Source organism: Caulobacter sp. FG121 (assembly GCF_057809815.1).
The window spans coordinates 263,079-280,070 of sequence record NZ_JBMDKR010000005.1; the positions used below are offsets into that span (position 1 = coordinate 263,079).

General features: G+C 66.7%; 10 protein-coding genes. 7 read left to right on the top strand and 3 right to left on the bottom strand.

The window, feature by feature from the left end; all coding sequences use genetic code 11:
• The first annotated feature begins 2 nt into the window (after positions 1–2).
• From pstS to ACODSL_RS14585, 7 genes are all read left to right on the top strand, one after another.
• The gene (pstS, locus tag ACODSL_RS14555; RefSeq protein ID WP_488901418.1) at positions 3–1,043 is read left to right on the top strand and encodes a phosphate ABC transporter substrate-binding protein PstS; all 1,041 of its coding nucleotides are present in this window, start codon (positions 3–5) and stop codon (positions 1,041–1,043) included.
• 68 nt (positions 1,044–1,111) lie between these two features.
• Complete coding sequence (gene pstC / locus ACODSL_RS14560) at positions 1,112–2,062, top strand: phosphate ABC transporter permease subunit PstC (RefSeq protein ID WP_488901419.1); 951 nt, start codon at positions 1,112–1,114, stop codon at positions 2,060–2,062.
• 5 nt (positions 2,063–2,067) lie between these two features.
• Positions 2,068–2,916, top strand: a complete 849-nt coding sequence (pstA, locus tag ACODSL_RS14565) for a phosphate ABC transporter permease PstA (protein ID WP_488901420.1) — start codon at positions 2,068–2,070, stop codon at positions 2,914–2,916.
• Entirely contained in the window at positions 2,913–3,719 is an 807-nt protein-coding gene (pstB, locus tag ACODSL_RS14570) for a phosphate ABC transporter ATP-binding protein PstB (RefSeq protein ID WP_488901421.1), read from the top strand. The genes pstA and pstB overlap by 4 nt, the downstream gene beginning before the upstream one ends.
• Positions 3,720–3,753: 34 nt before the next feature.
• Positions 3,754–4,455, top strand: coding sequence for a phosphate signaling complex protein PhoU (phoU, locus tag ACODSL_RS14575; RefSeq protein ID WP_488901422.1), 702 nt, complete (start codon positions 3,754–3,756; stop codon positions 4,453–4,455).
• The gene (locus ACODSL_RS14580) at positions 4,455–6,188 is read left to right on the top strand and encodes a chloride channel protein (protein WP_488901423.1); all 1,734 of its coding nucleotides are present in this window, start codon (positions 4,455–4,457) and stop codon (positions 6,186–6,188) included. The genes phoU and ACODSL_RS14580 overlap by 1 nt, the downstream gene beginning before the upstream one ends.
• Positions 6,189–6,830: 642 nt before the next feature.
• On the top strand, positions 6,831–12,473 hold the full coding sequence (locus ACODSL_RS14585; RefSeq protein ID WP_488901424.1) for a hypothetical protein: 5,643 nt from the start codon (positions 6,831–6,833) through the stop codon (positions 12,471–12,473).
• 868 nt (positions 12,474–13,341) lie between these two features.
• Here the strand turns inward: ACODSL_RS14585 and ACODSL_RS14590 are convergent.
• From ACODSL_RS14590 to ACODSL_RS14600, 3 genes are read right to left on the bottom strand one after another with little or no spacing between them, the layout of a single operon-like run.
• Positions 13,342–14,646, bottom strand: coding sequence for an MFS transporter (locus ACODSL_RS14590; protein WP_488901425.1), 1,305 nt, complete (start codon positions 14,644–14,646; stop codon positions 13,342–13,344).
• Positions 14,643–15,779 (bottom strand): acyl-CoA dehydrogenase family protein, encoded by a 1,137-nt coding sequence (locus tag ACODSL_RS14595; protein ID WP_488901426.1) that lies wholly within the window; start codon positions 15,777–15,779, stop codon positions 14,643–14,645. Before ACODSL_RS14595 ends, ACODSL_RS14590 begins: the two co-directional genes overlap by 4 nt.
• A gap of 12 nt (positions 15,780–15,791) precedes the next feature.
• Positions 15,792–16,991: an acyl-CoA dehydrogenase family protein gene (locus ACODSL_RS14600; RefSeq protein WP_488901427.1), complete on the bottom strand. Its 1,200-nt coding sequence runs from the start codon at positions 16,989–16,991 to the stop codon at positions 15,792–15,794.
• Between the last annotated feature and the right edge of the window lies 1 nt (position 16,992).

A 16,992-nucleotide genomic window follows, 5' to 3' on the forward strand; every position in this document is an offset into this window, starting at 1 on the left:
GGATGTTCAAGACGCTCGTGGTCGCGCTGGGTGCGACCGTTCTGGCCGGCACGGTTGCCCTGGCCGCAGACATTTCCGGCGCCGGCGCCACCTTCCCCGCGCCGGTCTATGCAAAGTGGGCCGAGGCCTACAAGGCCGCCACCGGCATCGGCCTGAACTACCAGGCGATCGGGTCGGGCGGCGGCATCAAGCAGATCAAGGCCAGGACGGTCGCCTTCGGCGCGTCAGACAAGCCGCTGACCCCCGCTGAACTGAACGAAGCCGGTCTGATGCAATTTCCGACCGTCATGGGCGGCGTCGTTCCGGTCGTAAACCTGCCGGGCGTTCAGCCGGGTCAACTGCACCTCACGGGCGCAGTTCTCGCCGACATCTATCGTGGCGCCATCACCAAGTGGAACGCGCCGCAGATCGCCGCGCTGAACCGCGGCGTAAAGCTGCCGGCCCTGCCGATCACCGTGGTTCACCGTTCGGACGGCTCGGGCACGAGCTTTCTCTTCACATCCTATCTGTCGATGAAGAGCCCGGCCTGGAAGACCGCCGTGGGCGCCAGCGATTCAGTCCAGTGGCCGACGGGTCTGGGCGGCAAGGGCAATGACGGCGTCTCGGCCTTCGTCAAACAGACGATCGGTTCGATCGGCTACGTCGAATACGCCTACGCCAAGCAGAACCACGCGACCTTCGTGCTGGTCCAGAACCGGGCCGGACAATATCCGGCGCCCGTCGCGGCCAACTTCGCCGCCGCTGCGGCCGGCGCTGACTGGACCAAGGCGCCGGGCAACTACCTCTTGCTGCTCGACGAGCCGGGCGCCAAGTCCTGGCCGATCACCGGCGCGACCTTCATCCTGGTCTACAAGAAGCAGGACGACGCTGCCTCCGGCGCGGCCGTGCTGAAGTTCTTCGACTGGGCCTACAAGAACGGCGACGCGGCCGCCGGCGCGCTCGACTACGTCCCGATGCCTGCCAGCGTGAAGACGCTGATGCGCAAGCAGTGGGCCACGCAGATCACCGGTCCGGACGGCAAGCCCGTCTATGTCTCGCGCTGATCAACTTCCCTGATGACGTGGAGGGCGGGGGTCTCTGAACCCCCGCCCTCTTTCCCATAGCGGACGCCATGACCGACCTGAGTCTGAACGCGCGCGCCGGCCCGAAGGGGGGCTGGTTCGATCCGGTTTTCCGGGTCGCCTGCCTGACCGCGGCGACGGCGCTTCTCGCCGCGCTCGGCGGCATTGTCGTCTCCCTCGTCGTGGGCGGCTGGCCGGCGCTGCAAAGGTTCGGACTGGCTTTCTTCACCTCGACGACCTGGAATCCGGTGACCGAGGTTTACGGCGCGGCCGGCCCGATCGCCGGCACCCTCATCACCTCGGCCCTGTCGCTGACCATGGCCTTGCCCATCGCGCTTGGGGTAGCGGTTTTTCTGGTCGAGTTCTGCCCCCGGTTTCTTGCCCAACCCATCGCCATTGCCGTGGAGCTGCTCGCGGGTATTCCCTCGATCGTCTACGGCATGTGGGGCCTGTTCGTGCTGGCGCCGTTCTTCGCGCTGCATGTGCAGATTCCGCTGATGATGAACCTGCCAGAGGGCTCCTTCTGGGCCAGGCTACTGGCCGGCGTTCCGAACGGGGCGAACATCTTCACCGCCTCGATGATCCTGGCGGTCATGATCCTGCCCTACATGGCTGCGGTCTTCCGAGAGCTGCTGCTGACCGTCCCGGTCCAGGTGCGCGAGGCGGCCTATGGCCTGGGCTGCACACCTATGGAGGTGGTCGGCGCGGTCAGCTTTCCATACGTGCGGACCGGTGCGGTCGGCGTGGTGATGCTCGGACTGGGCCGCGCCCTTGGCGAAACCATGGCTGTGACCTTCATCATCGGCAACGCCCACGATCTGCCGGCGTCCCTGTTCGCAAGCGGCTCGACGCTCGCCTCCACCATCGCCAACGAGTTCACCGAGGCGACCGGCGACATGCACACAGCGGCGCTGACCGCCCTCGGACTGGTGCTGTTCGTGATTACCTTCGGCGTGCTCGCGATCGCTCGCGGGCTGCTGCTTTCCGTGCGGCAGGATTGATCGCCATGGCCTTTGATCGTCGTGCACGCCGCAACCTTGGCAACATCGTTTTCGTCGCCGCCTGCGGGCTGGCGACCCTGGTCGCCCTGCTGGCCCTCAGCCTCATCATGGTCTCGCTGGTGAAGCAGGGATTCGCCGGTCTGAGCCTCGACATCTTCACCCGCTCCACGCCCGCGCCCGGTTCCGAAGGGGGGCTCATCAACGCCATCCTCGGCTCGGTCATGATGTGCATCCTGGCCATGGTCATCGCAGTCGTCGTCGGTCTGTTGGCCGGCACCTGGCTGGCCGAGTACGGCGGAAACTCCTTCTACGCTCACCTTGTCCGCTTCCTGAACGACGTGCTGCTGTCGGCGCCGTCGATCCTGGTCGGTCTGTTCGTCTACGAACTGGTGGTGAGGCCGCTGCACGGATTCTCCGGATTCGCCGGCGCGGTCGCCCTGGCGCTGATCGCCGCGCCGGTGGTGACCAGGACGACCGAGGACATCCTGCGCCTGCAGCCGTCCGCCCTGCGCGAGGCGGGCGTGGCCCTTGGCGCGGCGCGCTGGATCACGATCCGCAAGATCATCTGGCCGGGGGCCAGCGCCGGGCTGCTGACGGGCGCGCTGCTGGCTTTCGCGCGCATCAGCGGCGAGACCGCGCCGCTGCTGTTCACGGCCCTGAACAACCAGTTCCTCAACCTCGACATGCGCCAGCCGATGGCCAGCCTGCCGGCCGTCATCTTCCAGTTCGCGCTCAGCGCCTATGACGACTGGCGGAGCTTGGCCTGGACCGGGGCGCTCCTGATCGCCCTCGCCGTGCTTTCCGTCAACATCATCGGGCGGGTTATCGCCGCCCGCGGGACCTATCGCCCATGACTGACGACATCGCCCTCGACAACGAACGGCGTATGGCCGAGCCGCCGGCCGACACCATCACGCTGCGCGCCCGCGGGCTCGACTTCTTCTACGGCAAGGACCAGGCGCTATTCAGCGTGGACGTGCCCGTGGCCCGCAACAAGGTGACGGCGCTGATTGGTCCTTCAGGGTGCGGAAAGTCGACCCTGCTGAGGACGTTCAACCGGATGTACGACCTTTATCCCGGCCAGCGCGCGACCGGCGAGGTGCTGCTCAACGGGGAAGACCTGCTGTCGCTGCGCGATATCGCCCTGCTGCGGTCACGGATCGGTATGGTGTTCCAGAAGCCCACGCCGTTTCCGATGTCGATCTACGAAAACGTCGCGTTCGGGGTCCGGCTCTACCAGAACAAAAGCCGGCGCGAACTGGACGGGATTGTCGAGAACGCCCTGCGCCGCGCGGCGCTCTGGGACGAGGTCAAGGACAAGCTTAAGGCGTCCGGCCTGAGCCTCTCGGGCGGGCAGCAGCAACGCCTCTGCGTCGCCCGCGGCATCGCCGTCGAGCCCGAAATCCTGCTGCTCGACGAGCCGGCCTCCGCGCTCGATCCGATATCAACCGCCAAGCTGGAAGAGACGATCGATCAGTTGAAGAAGGACTTCACGATCGTGATCGTCACCCACAACCTCGCTCAGGCGGCCCGCATCTCCGACTACACCGGCTTCATGTACCTCGGACGGATGATCGAGTTTGGCCCGACCGAAGGTCTTTTCGTGAAACCAGAGACCCGCCGCGCCCAGGACTACGTCCAGGGCCGCTTCGGCTGATCCGCCACCTGACGTCCAACACGGAGACCCGCTCATGGCGGACCATACGGTCAAGGCCTACGAAGAAGAGCTGACGGCTCTGGAGCAGACTATCGGCGAGATGGGCGCTCTGGTGCTGGAGCAGGTCCGGGCCGCCGTTGAGGCCATCACCGGTCATGATCTGGCTCTGGCCAGGCGCACGGTGGATGGCGACGCGCGCCTGGATCTTCTCGAGGCCCGCACGGAACAACAGGCCGTTCGCCTGCTCGCCCTGCGCCACCCGATGGCGCGGGATCTGCGCGACATCCTCGCGGCGATGAAGATCGCCGGCAATCTGGAACGGTGCGGTGATCTTGCGAAGAACATCGCCAAGCGGGCGCTGGCGGTGGGTGAAGACGGGCTTCCGGCCTTCGCCAACGGATCGGTTCTACGCATGGGTCAGCTGGTCCTCACGCGCCTCGCCGAGGTCATCGCCGCCCAACGGTCCCGGGATGTCGACGCCGCAGTCGCCGTCTGGCGGAGGGATGCGGAAATCGATCAGCTCTATGAGAGCCTGTTCCGCGAGCTGCTGACCTACATGATGGGTGACCCGCGGACGATCGCGGCCGGCGCGCACCTGCTGTTCGTGGCCAAGAACCTTGAACGGATCGGCGATCACGCTACCAATATCGCCGAGTCGATCCACTATCAGATCACCGGAGACCCTGTCCTAGGAGGGGGGCGTCCAAAAGGCGACCTGCTTGAACAGGGGGGCTGATGAGGCGGTTAGGTCTTGCCCTCCGAGGGCGCCTTCGATCCAGCGAAATCTGGTTCATCGCGCTGGCGGTGATCGTCGGCGCGGCGGCTGGCCTGGTTTCGGTCCTGCAAAACCTCGTAGCTCACGGGCTTCAGTCGCGGCTGTACGGGTTCTCGATCGATGATCGGCTGAGTGCGCTGCCGAAGGTCCAGATATTCTCCCTTGTCTGGCTTCCGGTCGGCGGGCTGTTGCTCGGCGGGTTCACCTGGCTTGCCGCGAAGTGGCGACCGCGTCAGTTGATCGACGTCGTCGAAGCCAACGCCCTCTACGGCGGCATTCTCTCGTTTCGCGACAGCATCGTGGTTTGCGCCCAGACGCTGCTGTCCAACGGCTTCGGCGCTTCCGTCGGGCTTGAGGCCGCCTATGCCCAGGGCGGCGGCGCCATAGCGTCCGGCCTTGGCCAGCGCCTGAGACTTCGGCGGCAGGACCTGCGGACCCTGGTGGGCGCGGGCGCGGGGGCCGCCATCGGCGCGGCTTTCGGGGCGCCGCTCACAGGCGCCTTCTACGCCTTCGAGATCGTCATCGGCTCCTACACGCCCTCGATGATCGCCCCGGTCGCCGCCGCGGCCCTGGCGAGTGTTCTGGTCGCCCATGTGATGCGGGTGGCGCCGTACTCGATCCAGATCGTGGCTTTCCAGGCCCCGGGCGCGCTGGACTATGTCGTCTACGCCGGCCTTGGGTTGATCTGCGCGGCGGTCGGCATTGTCATCATGCGCCTGGTCGGGACGGCGGAACGGCTTGTGCGGCAGACGAGGATTCCGACCTGGCTGCAGCCGGGGATCGGGGGCGTTTTGCTCGCTGGCCTCGCCTTTCTTTCGCCCCAGACCCTGTCGTCCGGCCACGGGGCGCTGCACATCGACCTCGCCACCACACTCGGGCTGGGCGCGCTGGCGGCGATATTCATGCTGAAGATGACCGCGTCGGTCGTCTCGCTCGGCTTCGGCTTTCGCGGCGGCCTGTTCTTCGCGTCGCTGTTTCTCGGTTCCCTCGTCGGGCAGATCTACGCGCGCGTTATGGGCCTCGCGGGCTTGCCGTTGCCGATACATCCCGAGAACGCTGCATTGGTGGGAATGGGCGCCCTGGCTGTCGCCGTGGTGGGCGGTCCCCTGACAATGTCGTTTCTGGTCCTTGAAACGACCCGGGACTTCGGGGTGTCCGCCGCGACCCTCGCGGCGTCCCTGATCGCCAGCACCATCGTGCGGGAGCGCTTCGGCTATTCCTTCTCCACCTGGCGCCTGCACCTGCGGGGCGAGACCGTGCGCAGCGCGCGCGATGTTGGCTGGACGCGGACGTTGACGGCCGGCGGAATGATGCGGTCGGGAACCGCGACGATCGCGGCCTCGGCGACCCTCGCCGAGTTCCGGCGGCGCTTTCCGCTGGGATCGACCAGTCGCGTGATCCTGCTCGACGATACATTGCGCTACGCCGGAATCGCGCTGACCGCGAGCGCCTACCTTGAGGGGCCGGCGGATGAGAGTCCGGTCAGCACGCTCGCGACGAACACGGACATCGTTCTGAGCGCGGACATGAACATCGAGCAGGTCATGCAGACGTTTGATCGTACCGAAACCGAGGAACTGGCCGTTACCGACGGGACCGGAAAGGTGCTTGGCCTGCTGGCGGAGGTCTATGTCGCCCGCCGCTACGCCAAGGAGCTCGAGAAGGTCCAGCGGGGCCTGTTTGGCGAAGCGTGACGGCGATAGCGGGACGATGCCGCCTTCAGCCGCGGGGCCCTGCTCTGCCTGTTGAAAAGCCGGGTCTTCCTGGCGGAGATGCGCGTGTCTCAAAGGCCGTCTAAGGGCAGTCGAAAGCGGCTCCGAATTCGAGGATCTGGTGGGGTCTGCGGGGGAATAGTCCCGTGTTCACCGGGCTTGGTCAGAGGGCGCGGCGGACGGATCCCAATGCGCGGGGTCGGTGGCGGTGCTGTCAGTCTAACGCGCACGCGACTCCACTTTCGACCCCGTCAAGTCGTTGTGGCCGGTCGGTCGAATTCACCTGTCGGAACCGCCTCATCGATGGACGTGTGCAGCTAACTAGGCTGTCGTTCTTCACCTGGGGGAACCCACTATACAATCTACCGAAGCGTGATATGCCAATGGGGTCAGATGTTTTTCAGAAAATATTTCTGATCGCGTTGTGCATGTTGCGCAGAGTGTAATGTTCCCTGCGTAATGAGTTGTTTAGTGTCCAGAGTAGATGTTCGCGCCTCGCGTAAGCTGATGGCGAGTGTTTCCATTTTCGCCCTTTGCGCCTTCCTCCCAACGCTCGCGTTGGCGCTTGATCCGCCCTCAAATCTAGACACCGGCGCGCCTGGAAAAGCGCTGACGACGGGGACCGTGAGCAGCGGGACAGGACTGATCTATGACGGGGGCCAGAACTCTGGTCTGACCGTCCATTCGGGTTCCAACGACACGGTTACCGCGACCAACGCCACTATCAACAACGCCGGCCCTATGGCGATCGGGCTCTATGTCGACAGCACGTCGCCTCTGGCCGGCGCGCTGACGGTGAACCTCGTCGGCGTCAATGACATCCGGGGCGGCGGCGCCGGCGTTCAGCTGTCCAGCGCGGCGGAAGACGTCATCCTCACTCTGGGCGGCGGGAGCTACTATTCGGGCGGCGTCCTTGCCCTGTCGACCGGCGGTAACGTCACGATCCAGAACGGCGCGAACACCATTCTCGGAGGCGCCGTGGGCCTCTATGGCGCTACCACGGGCGCCGGTCGGTCAGTGATCATCAATTCCGCCGGTGGCACGATCGGTTCGACGATCAGCGGGATCGTGGCGCGGGGCGATTCCGGCGGATCGAACGTCAATATCGTGATCGGTCAGGGCAATGGCGTCACCTCCGCCATCACGGCGCCGAGCACCGGCATCCTGGCCGTGACCAACGGAACGGGCGCCATTGACGTCCGCACCGGGCTCGGCGGCACGATCAACGGCGCGTTCAACGGCATCTCCGCCAATACCTCGGGAACCGGCGCGGTGACCGTCAATGTCGGCGACAGTATCGGCCAAGCGGCCCCGGTCACTGGCGCGGGTGTTATTGCCACCTCCTCGGGTGGCAGGGTCGTCATCGCTTCGACCGCTCTGGTCCGGGCCACCGGCGACGCCCTTTACGCGTCGACGACGGGCGCGGGAACCGTGACGATTAACGCGGGCGCGGTGACGTCGGCCAACAATCGCGGCATCGCCGTCGACGCCGGCGAGGGCGCCGTGACCATCAACGCCAATGGCGCGGTCGACAGCGGCTACAGAGGAATCATCGCCAACAGCAATGCGGGGGGCGCGATCACCATCCACACGGCGTCGACCGTGCGGGGCGGAGCATCCATCGGCATCGCGGGCGACTCCCAGGGCGCGGGCAACGGCGCCGTCACCATCGGCTCGGCAGGCCAGCGCCTGGGCGGCGCGATCACCGCCGGCACGACCGGCGTTTTCGCCGCCGGCTCGGGCGACGTCTCCGTTTTCGCCGGCGCAATCACCGCCGGCACGCGGGGCATCGTCGCCGCCAGTCAGTACACGTCTCCCAACGGTTCGGTGCTGGTCGATGTGACCGGCCCGGTTGTTGGCCAGACCAGCTACGGCATCGTCGGGGTCAACTTCGGGACCCTGGCGACCAACACCATCACCATCCGGGCGGCTGACGTCACCTCGACCGGCGGTTCGGCGATCAGCGCCCAGACGGTCGGTGGCGACATCGGCATCACCACCACCGGGACCATTGTCGCCAACGCGGCGCAGAACGGAACCTGGGACGGCATCTACGCCGAGTCCGATCACGACGCGAACATCACCATCACCGCCGGCGGCGCGGTGACCGGCAGCTACAACGGCATCGACGCCCTGACCAACGGCGCCACCACCCGCGGCGCGATCACCATCAACGCGGCCGGCCCGGTCACCGGCCAGAGCGGCGTGCGGGTCATGTCGACCGGCGTGGGCGGCATCAACATCGGCTCGTCCGGCCAGCGCCTCGGCGGCCTGGTCACCGGGACCAACGGCGCGGGCTTGTTCGCCAGCGGCGCGGGCGACGTCAATGTTTACACCGGCGCGGTCCGCTCGACCGGCGGCGCGGCGACGACGATGACCAACTTCATCGCCACGGGCGTGACGTCATCGACCGGCTACGGCATCGCCGCCCTGTCTTCGGGCGGGTCGATCACGGTCAACGCGGCGGGAACCGTCACCGGCGGCCCCGCCGGCGGCATCCTGGCCGAAGTCACCGGCGGAACGGGCGGCGTCACTCTGACCACCGGGGCAGTCACCGCCTCGACCGGCCGGGCCATCGACGTGCTGTCCAGCGGCGGCGCCGTGACGATCAACGCCAATGGCGCGATCAGCGGCGACAGCCAGGGCATCGAGGTCCTGAACAGCGGCGTCGGCGCCATCACCATCCATACCGCTTCGACGGTGACCAGCGGCGCGACCGCCGGGATTTATGGATCCGCGGCGGCCATCTACGCCAAGAACACCGGGTCGGGCGCGGTCAGCATCGGCACGGCTGACCAGCGTCTCGGCGGCGCCATCACCTCCGGCGGCACCGGCCTGTTCGGCGCCAGCGCCGGCGACGTCAACGTCTATGCCGGCGCGGTCACCGGGGCCACGCGCGGCATCGTCGCCGCCAGTCAGTACACGGCTCCCAACGGTTCGGTGCTGGTCGATGTGACCGGCCCGGTTGTTGGCCAGACCAGCTACGGCATCGTCGGGGTCAACTTCGGGACCCTGGCGACCAACACCATCACCATCCGGGCGGCTGACGTCACCTCGACCGGCGGCTCCGGCATCAGCGCCCAGGCGAACGGCGGCGACGTCACGATCGCGTCCCGGACGGTCACCGCCAATTCGGCCCTCAACGGAACGTGGGACGGCATCTACGCCTACAGCGAAGGCGACTCCCTGATTTCGATCACGACGTCAGGATCGACCAGCGGCACCTACAACGGCATTGAAGCCATCAGCGACGCCGCGACCGACCGGTCGGGGATTTCCATCGCCACCGGCGGTTCCGTCACGGGCGGCCCGGGCCGATCCGCGATCCTGGCCAACCTCTACGGCAAGGGGACTATCGCGATCAGCACCGCGACCGGTGGCCTGATCCGCGCGGACGGTGGCTATGGCATCCTGGCGAACGTCTGGAATGTCAGCGGCGCGAACAACATCGCCATTAACAACCTGTCGGCGATCGGCGGCCTGGATACGGCCCAGACCAGCGTCGGCATCGCTGCCCGGATTGAAGCCGGCAACGCCGGCGCCATCGTCATCAACAGCGCCGGCGGATCGATCCTGGCCACCAACGTCGGTATCATGGGCACGACCCTGGGCGCCGGAGCGGTCAACATCGGCGGCGTCAATGGCATCGGCAGCGCCATCACCACCGCCGGAACGGGCATCTACGGATCAACCACATCGGGCGCCCTGACGATCACCACGGCCGCCGCCGGCACGATTTCGCCGGGCGCGCTTCTGGGCATCGACGCACACACCGTCGACGGGGCCATCCTGATCAACCAGGCCGGCGACATCGGGGCCAGCGGCCTTGGCAACACGGTCGGAACCGGCATCCAGGCCATCATCGACTCGGGCGCCTCCGACCTGATCATTCATTCGACCGGCGGCATCTACGTTGATCCGGGCGCGGGCCTGCAGAGCAGCGGCATCTATGCCGTGCACGGCGGCACCGGGGCGATCACCGTCACGAGCACCGGCGTCATCGATCCCGGCGCCTACGGCGTCGTCATCCGGGGCGGCGGCGACGTCTCCTACACCGTCGCCGGCGGCACGGTTGAAGGCGACATCGGCGTCTATATCGCCACGACCGGGAACGGCTCGGTCAACCTGGGCACGGCCGTCGGATCGCAGGTTATCGGCTTCAACGGCGCGGGAATCTCCGCCGTCGGCGGAAGCGGGGCCACCACCCTGGTGGTCAACGGTTCGGTCGCCGGCGCCACCACCGGCATCAGCGCCATCTCGACCGGCGCCGGATCGACGTCGATCACGACCACCGACTCGGTGACGAGCGGTTCGGGCGCGGCGATCGACATCACCTCCGGAACGGGCGGCCTTGTGCTGAACGTCGCGGGCGACGTCATCTCCGCCTTTGGCCCGGCGATCAACGCGACCTCGGCCGGCGGCGGCGTGATCAACATCGCGGCCAACAGCCTCGTCGCGGGACGGATCACCGATCCGGACACCGCCGTGATCAACCTCAACACGGCGTCGGGATCGAGTTCGACGGTCAATGTGGCGACCGGCGCGGTTGTCCAGTCGACCAGCGGCTCGGTCTATGATGTGGCGCTTCGCGCCACGGGCGGCTCCGTTGTTGTCAACAACAGCGGCATTATCGCCGGACGGATCGACTTTTCCGCCCTCACGGGATCCAACACTGGCCAGCTGAGCAGCGCGCCTGGAACAACCTTCCTGACCGGCGGTTTGTCGGTGTTCGGCGCCGGAGACGACAACTTCGTCAACGCCGGCGACCTCGCCACGATGGGCGCGCTCACGACCTTTGATTTCCGGGGCGGGGTCAACACCTTCACCAACAGCGGAACCACGTTCGTCGGATTCAACCCGGTGCTGGCCGGCGGATCGCGCTTCACGCTGACCAGCCTGACCCGGTTCAACAACTCCGGCACGCTGGAGATGATGAACGGGATCGTCGGCGACTCCATCGTCGCGACGGGCTCGACCTACGTGGGTTCCGGTGCGGCCCGCCTGTCCATCGACACGGATCTGGGCGCGCCCGGCAGCCGGTCCGACACCCTGACCGTCGGCTCCAGTTCGGGCCGCACCCTGGTCCGGGTCCGCGACGCTTCCTCGGGCTTCGGCAGCTTCAACCCGGCGGGCATCCTGATCGTCAGCGGCGCCACCCATGCCGGCGACTTCGTACTCGACGCCGGATCGAGCTGGTACAACGCCACCATCTTCGGCGGCGCGCTCGACAAGCCGGGTCTGTTCTTCAGCCAGCTGGCGGTCAATGGCGCCGGCGCGACCGTTCTGGTCAGCGCACCCAAGGAGCAGGCCTACCAGATCGCGACTCTCGGCGCCCAGGCGCAAACCCTCTGGTACGCCACCGCCCGCTCCGGCGAGCGACAGGCCGATCTGCGGGACGCCCTCGCGGACACCGATGGAGCCAGCGAAGCCAAGGGCGGCGTCTGGATGGACATCAAGGGCCTGACGGCCAGCCGCGAGGTTGACCAGAGGTTCGTTTCGGTGGGCGCGACCTACGCCTATGACGCCTCCTACACCCAGGACATCCAGTCGGTGACGGTCGGGGTCGACGGGGTCCGGTCGTCGGGCGCCGGCGTCTGGGCCGCCGGCGCTTCGGCCGCCTATGTCCTGTCGAACGCGGACTTTGACCGTCGGCACACGTCCAATGAACTGGAAGGTCTGGTCGCCAGCGGCCACCTGACCTTTATGCACGACGGGTTCTTCGTGGCCGGCACGGTGGGGATCAACAACCTGACCGCACGGGTCTCGTCGCCCATGCTGGCCGGCTATGTGCCGAAAGAAGCGACCATCGATACGCGCGGCGCTTCGGTGGAGACCGGCTTCCGCGTTCCGTTCGTGCACGGTTCGACCCTCGAACCCAGCGTCGGCTTCAACTACGCGACCAGCTCGATCGACGATCTCGCCGCGGCGGGGACCACGTTCAGGTTCGACTCAGCCGAAAGCAAGCGCCTCAGCGCGGGCGTTCGCCTGTCCGGAGATGTGACGACGGCCGCGAACGGCTGGCGGACTCGCTACAACGTCTCGCTGCGCGGTGTTGACGAACTATCGGGCGAGAACGGCGTCGTCCTCGTCAATAGCGGCTCCGATCTGGCGCTCGTCGACACCTTCGACGGCGCATACGGGGAGTTCCGGGCCAGCCTGGTGGGTGTGGGAGTCGGTGGGTGGTCGGCCTTCGGCGACACGGCCGTCAAGTTCAATGACAACTACACCGAAGTCAGCGCCTCCATCGGATTCCGGCTGCGCTACTAGCAGTCGTATACGACGGACAAGCTGGTGTCTTACCGCGCGGCGGCTCGTGATCTGGACCTGACGAGCCGCCGCCTGCCAGGCGAGATGCACGAGAGCAACGGGGTCGAGAACCCCTAACTGGACATCCGTCGACGAGAACGAAAACAGTAGAAATTCAAATCGTAGGGCTCAGCTCAGAAGCTCCTTGTCTGCCCGTCCAACGCCAACAATACGCCCAATCTTAAGGTACACCTAATCTTCCGACCAACTCTCGGGACCCAACACACCTTAGCGGACGGCGCGTGGGAAGCCGCCTGGTCGTTGGGAAAGGACGGGGCCATTCCGGCCGGCCCGACTTAGTTTGCCAGCCTCGCGGCTTTCATGTCCTTGCAGCATGGCGTTGTGACCTTCTCGGCGGACACCGCGACTGTGGAGACAGTTGGGCAGGTTGCAAGCGCCACCCGAAGCTCGAAGTGGGCTGAATATGGGGCGAGGCGAGCCGAGCTTCCTAAAGGTTGTCGGTCTTGAGGGAGGCCCTGACTTGTCCCTTGGCCTCTAGGAGGTGCGGGGCGGCTGCCGGGACCCCACGAGTGAACTACAAGACCCCTTCGCGCTCGAAGGGCAACTTGTGGTCCGGAACGCGCTTCACTCGACACCGGAGCTACTAATACTGGCAGTTCGTTTTGTTGCACTCCTTGAAGCGCCATAAGGCCACAACCCCTTACACGGCAACAAATTCTTGCGTTGTCTCTATCTGTAGCGCGATGGCGGTGGGGCCAGTCAGTAGCGAATCCTCATCCGCCTTTGGCGACTTTTCGCGACCAAGGCGGCCTCTTTGATATCGACTGACTTGCTCACACTGAATTCATCCCGCCGACGGCTTCCCCGGTCAGATCCGCTTCCGGCGCGGCTCGTGCACGGCGACCACCAGCGTGAGTAGGGCCGCGGCCAGCAGGCCCAGGGACGCGCCGAAGACCACGCTGTAACCGAAGAGGTCGGCGACCGTCCCGCCGATCAGCGGGCCAAGGGTGGCGGTGACCCCCTCGGCGGTCGCCGAGATGCCTATGCGCATGGGCAGGTCGTCGCGGTGGCCAAACTCCAGGATCATGGTCTGTGAAGCCATGCCGTACCCGGCCTGGGCGGCCCCCAGGACAAAGAAGGCGATGAAGATCGCCGCCGGTGTGTTGAGGGACATCAGCAGCAGCGTCGCGGCGATCCAGCCGACAATCGACAACAGCAGCACGAGCCTGAAGCCCGACCGGTCGCCCAGGTAGCCCCAGGCGACGTTTGACACCGTGTCGGCGCCCAGGAAGGCCAGCGACAGCAGCCCGAGGGTCGCGCCGTCCAGATGCATCGTGGTCCCGACATGCAGGATGTAGAACGGCGTGGCGATCCGGGCGGCGGTCGCCAGCATCTGCACCACCAGAAACCAGCGATAGGCCGGATCGGCGCCGATCAGACCGGGCACGTCGCGCATACGGTCGCGCAGCCGCACCGGCTCGCGCAGGGTCGGCGGCTCGGGCTCGCGGATCTGGAACTGCAGGAACCACAGGCCCGCGCTGGTCAGGATAAAGGCCAGGACAAAGGTCGTCGAGTAGCCGTTGCCCAGCACATTTTCGCCGATCAGATACTTGCCTGAGACGTAAGCCAGGACGGCCGCGATCAGTCCCCCGACGGCGTTGCGCCAGGCCTGCAGCCGACCCCGGAGGCTGATGGGGATGACCTTCGACATCAGCAGGGAGAAGGCGACACGCTGGGCGCCCATGAACACGCCGAACAGGAAGACGAACATCAGCAGGGTGACGACGAGCGCCCGGTCCTTGAGGAACCAGCCCGCCAGCGCCATGCCCAGAATCGCCAGGCGGCCCAGGCTGCCCATCACCACCGCCGTGGGCATGATCTTGCGCAGGTGCTCGATCTTCGCCCCGGCCACGATCGGCGAAATGATGCCGCCCATCTGCTGGAGGGCCAGGCCCAGTCCCACGATCGTGTTCGAACCCGAGATCAGGTGCAGGTAGGCTGGCAGGAAGGTCGGCGCATTGACCAGCCGGAAGCCCGTCATGCCGAGCATGCCGTGCACGAAGTTGCCGACGTAGTTGCTGCGCAGGTTGTCCCAGACGAACGTCTCGTAGGCGGCTTCCCGCTCGGCGTGGTCCTCCGGGGTTGCGGCGGGCTCTTCCGGTTCCTCGGTCAATACCCCTGCATCCTGCCCCAACGGTCGCGATGCCAGGCGGTGGAGCCGAACAGGGCTTCCACGGCGCGAGCGCGCTTGAGGTAGAGGCCGGCGTCATGGACATCGGTCATGCCGATGCCACCATGCATCTGCACCATCTCGCGCGAGATCAGGTTCAGGGTGTCGCCGGCCACGGCCTTGGCCAGGGCGGCCTGCTGCGGCAGGTCGTCGGCGTCCTGGTCGATGGCCGTGAGGGCCGCCTCAACGCACGAGCGGGCCAGTTCCAGTTCGCTGAACATCTTCGCCGCCCGGTGCTGCAGGGCCTGGAAGCTGCCGATGGTCTGGCCGAACTGCACGCGTGTTTTCAGATACTCGAGCGTGGTGTCGAACGCCTGGGCCGACATGCCGAGCATCTCCGCCGAGACGGCGATGCGGGCGATATCGAGGGTGCGTTCGAGCAGGGCGTAGCCGCCGCCGACCTCGCCGAGCACCGCATCCGCTCCGACCGTTACCCCGTCGAGCGTCAGGGCGGCATAATCTCGGCTGTCGGCGGTGTGCCGGGGGGCCTTCGACAGCCCGGCGGCGTCGGCAGGCACGAGGAACAGGGTGATCCCCGTCGCGTCGCCCGGCGCGCCGGCGGTGCGGGCCGCCACGATGAAGAGCGACGCCGCCATGGCCTCGGCGACAAAGGTCTTGGTCCCGGAGAGGCTGTAACCGCCACCGGCAGCCCTGGCGGCCATCGCCGTGCGGACCGGATCGTGGCGAGGGCCTTCGTCGACGGCCAGGGCCGCAACGGTTTCACCCGAGGCGATTCCCGACAGCCAGGCGGCCTTCTGGGCTTCTGTACCGGCGCGAACAAGGGCGCTGGCGGCCGCCATGGACGACACCGCCAACGGCGATGCCGCCAGGGTGCGACCCAGCTCCTCGAGCACCAGCCCCAGGCTCAGATAGCCGAACTCTGATCCGCCGTGGTCTTCCGGGATGACCACCCCGGCCCAGCCCATCTCGGCCATTTCGGCGAAGGCCTCCGGCGCATAACCCAGCAGATTTCCGCTATCACGCGCCTTACGCAGCGCCGTCACCGGGGCCTTCTCCTGCGCCCACGCCCTGGCTGCGTCGCGCAGCATCGTCTGTTCTTCGGTCAGGACAGCCATCGTCCGCGCCCCCTACTGGTGATCAAGAAGGCCAAGGATACGCTTGGCGATGATGTTGTTCTGGATCTCGGCCGAACCGCCGTAGATCGTCGTGGCCTTGCCGCCCAGCCAGTTGCGGGTCTGCTCCAGCTCCTTGTCGCTGAAGCCCTCGCCCTCCCAGCCGAGACCCTGGGAGCCCATGATCTCGATGGCCAGCTCGGCCCTTTCCTGGCCGACCTTGGAGCCCACGTTCTTCATGATCGAAGTCGCCGCCGACGGTCCGCCGCCGCCCTTGCTCTCGGCCTGGGCGCGCATCAGGGTCAGCATGAAGGCCTTCGCCTCCATCTGGTGCCGGATCAGGCGCGCGCGCAGGTCGGGGTCGGCGATCCGGCCGGACTCGTCCACCCCGATGTAGTCCTTCGCCAGCTTGTCCAGAGGCGTTCCGGCCGCGAACCGGCCGGCCGAGCCGCCGCCGCCCGACAGGCTGTTGCGCTCATGCATGAGCAGCCGCTTGCCGATGGTCCAGCCCTTGTTGAGCTCGCCGACGAGGTTCTCCTTGGGCACCTTCACGTCGGTCAGGAAGGTCTCACAGAAGGGCGAGTTTCCACTGATCAGCTTGATCGGCCGCACCTCGACGCCCGGCGTGCGCATGTCGAACAGGATGAAGCTGATGCCCTCGTGCTTGGTGGTGAAATCCGTGCGCACGAGACAGAAGCACCAGTCGGCGTACTGGGCGCCCGAGGTCCAGATCTTCTGGCCGTTGACCAGGAAGTGGTCCCCCATGTCCTCGCAGCGGGTCTGCAGCGCCGCCAGGTCGGACCCGGCGCCGGGCTCGGAATAGCCCTGGCACCAGCGAATCTCGCCACGGCAAATGGGCGGGATGTGGCGCTGCTTCTGCTCCTCGCTGCCGTATTCCAGCAAGGTCGGGCCGAACATCATGATGCCCATGCCGCCGATCGGGTTGCGGGCGCCGATGCGGTTCATCTCCTGCTGCAGGATGCGCGCTTCTGCGGCGCTCAGCCCGCCGCCGCCGTATTCCTTCGGCCAGGTCGGCGTGCCCCAGCCCTTCGAGCCCATGCGCTGTTTCCACAGCAAGGCGTCACCCTCCACCGGGCCTGTGGCGTTGGCCATGGCCACGTCCACCCCGGCTATCGACGGCGGGAAATTGGCCGCCAGCCAGTCCTTCGCCTCTGCGCGGAAAGCCTCCGCGTCGGCGCCGCCGAAATCGGCCATG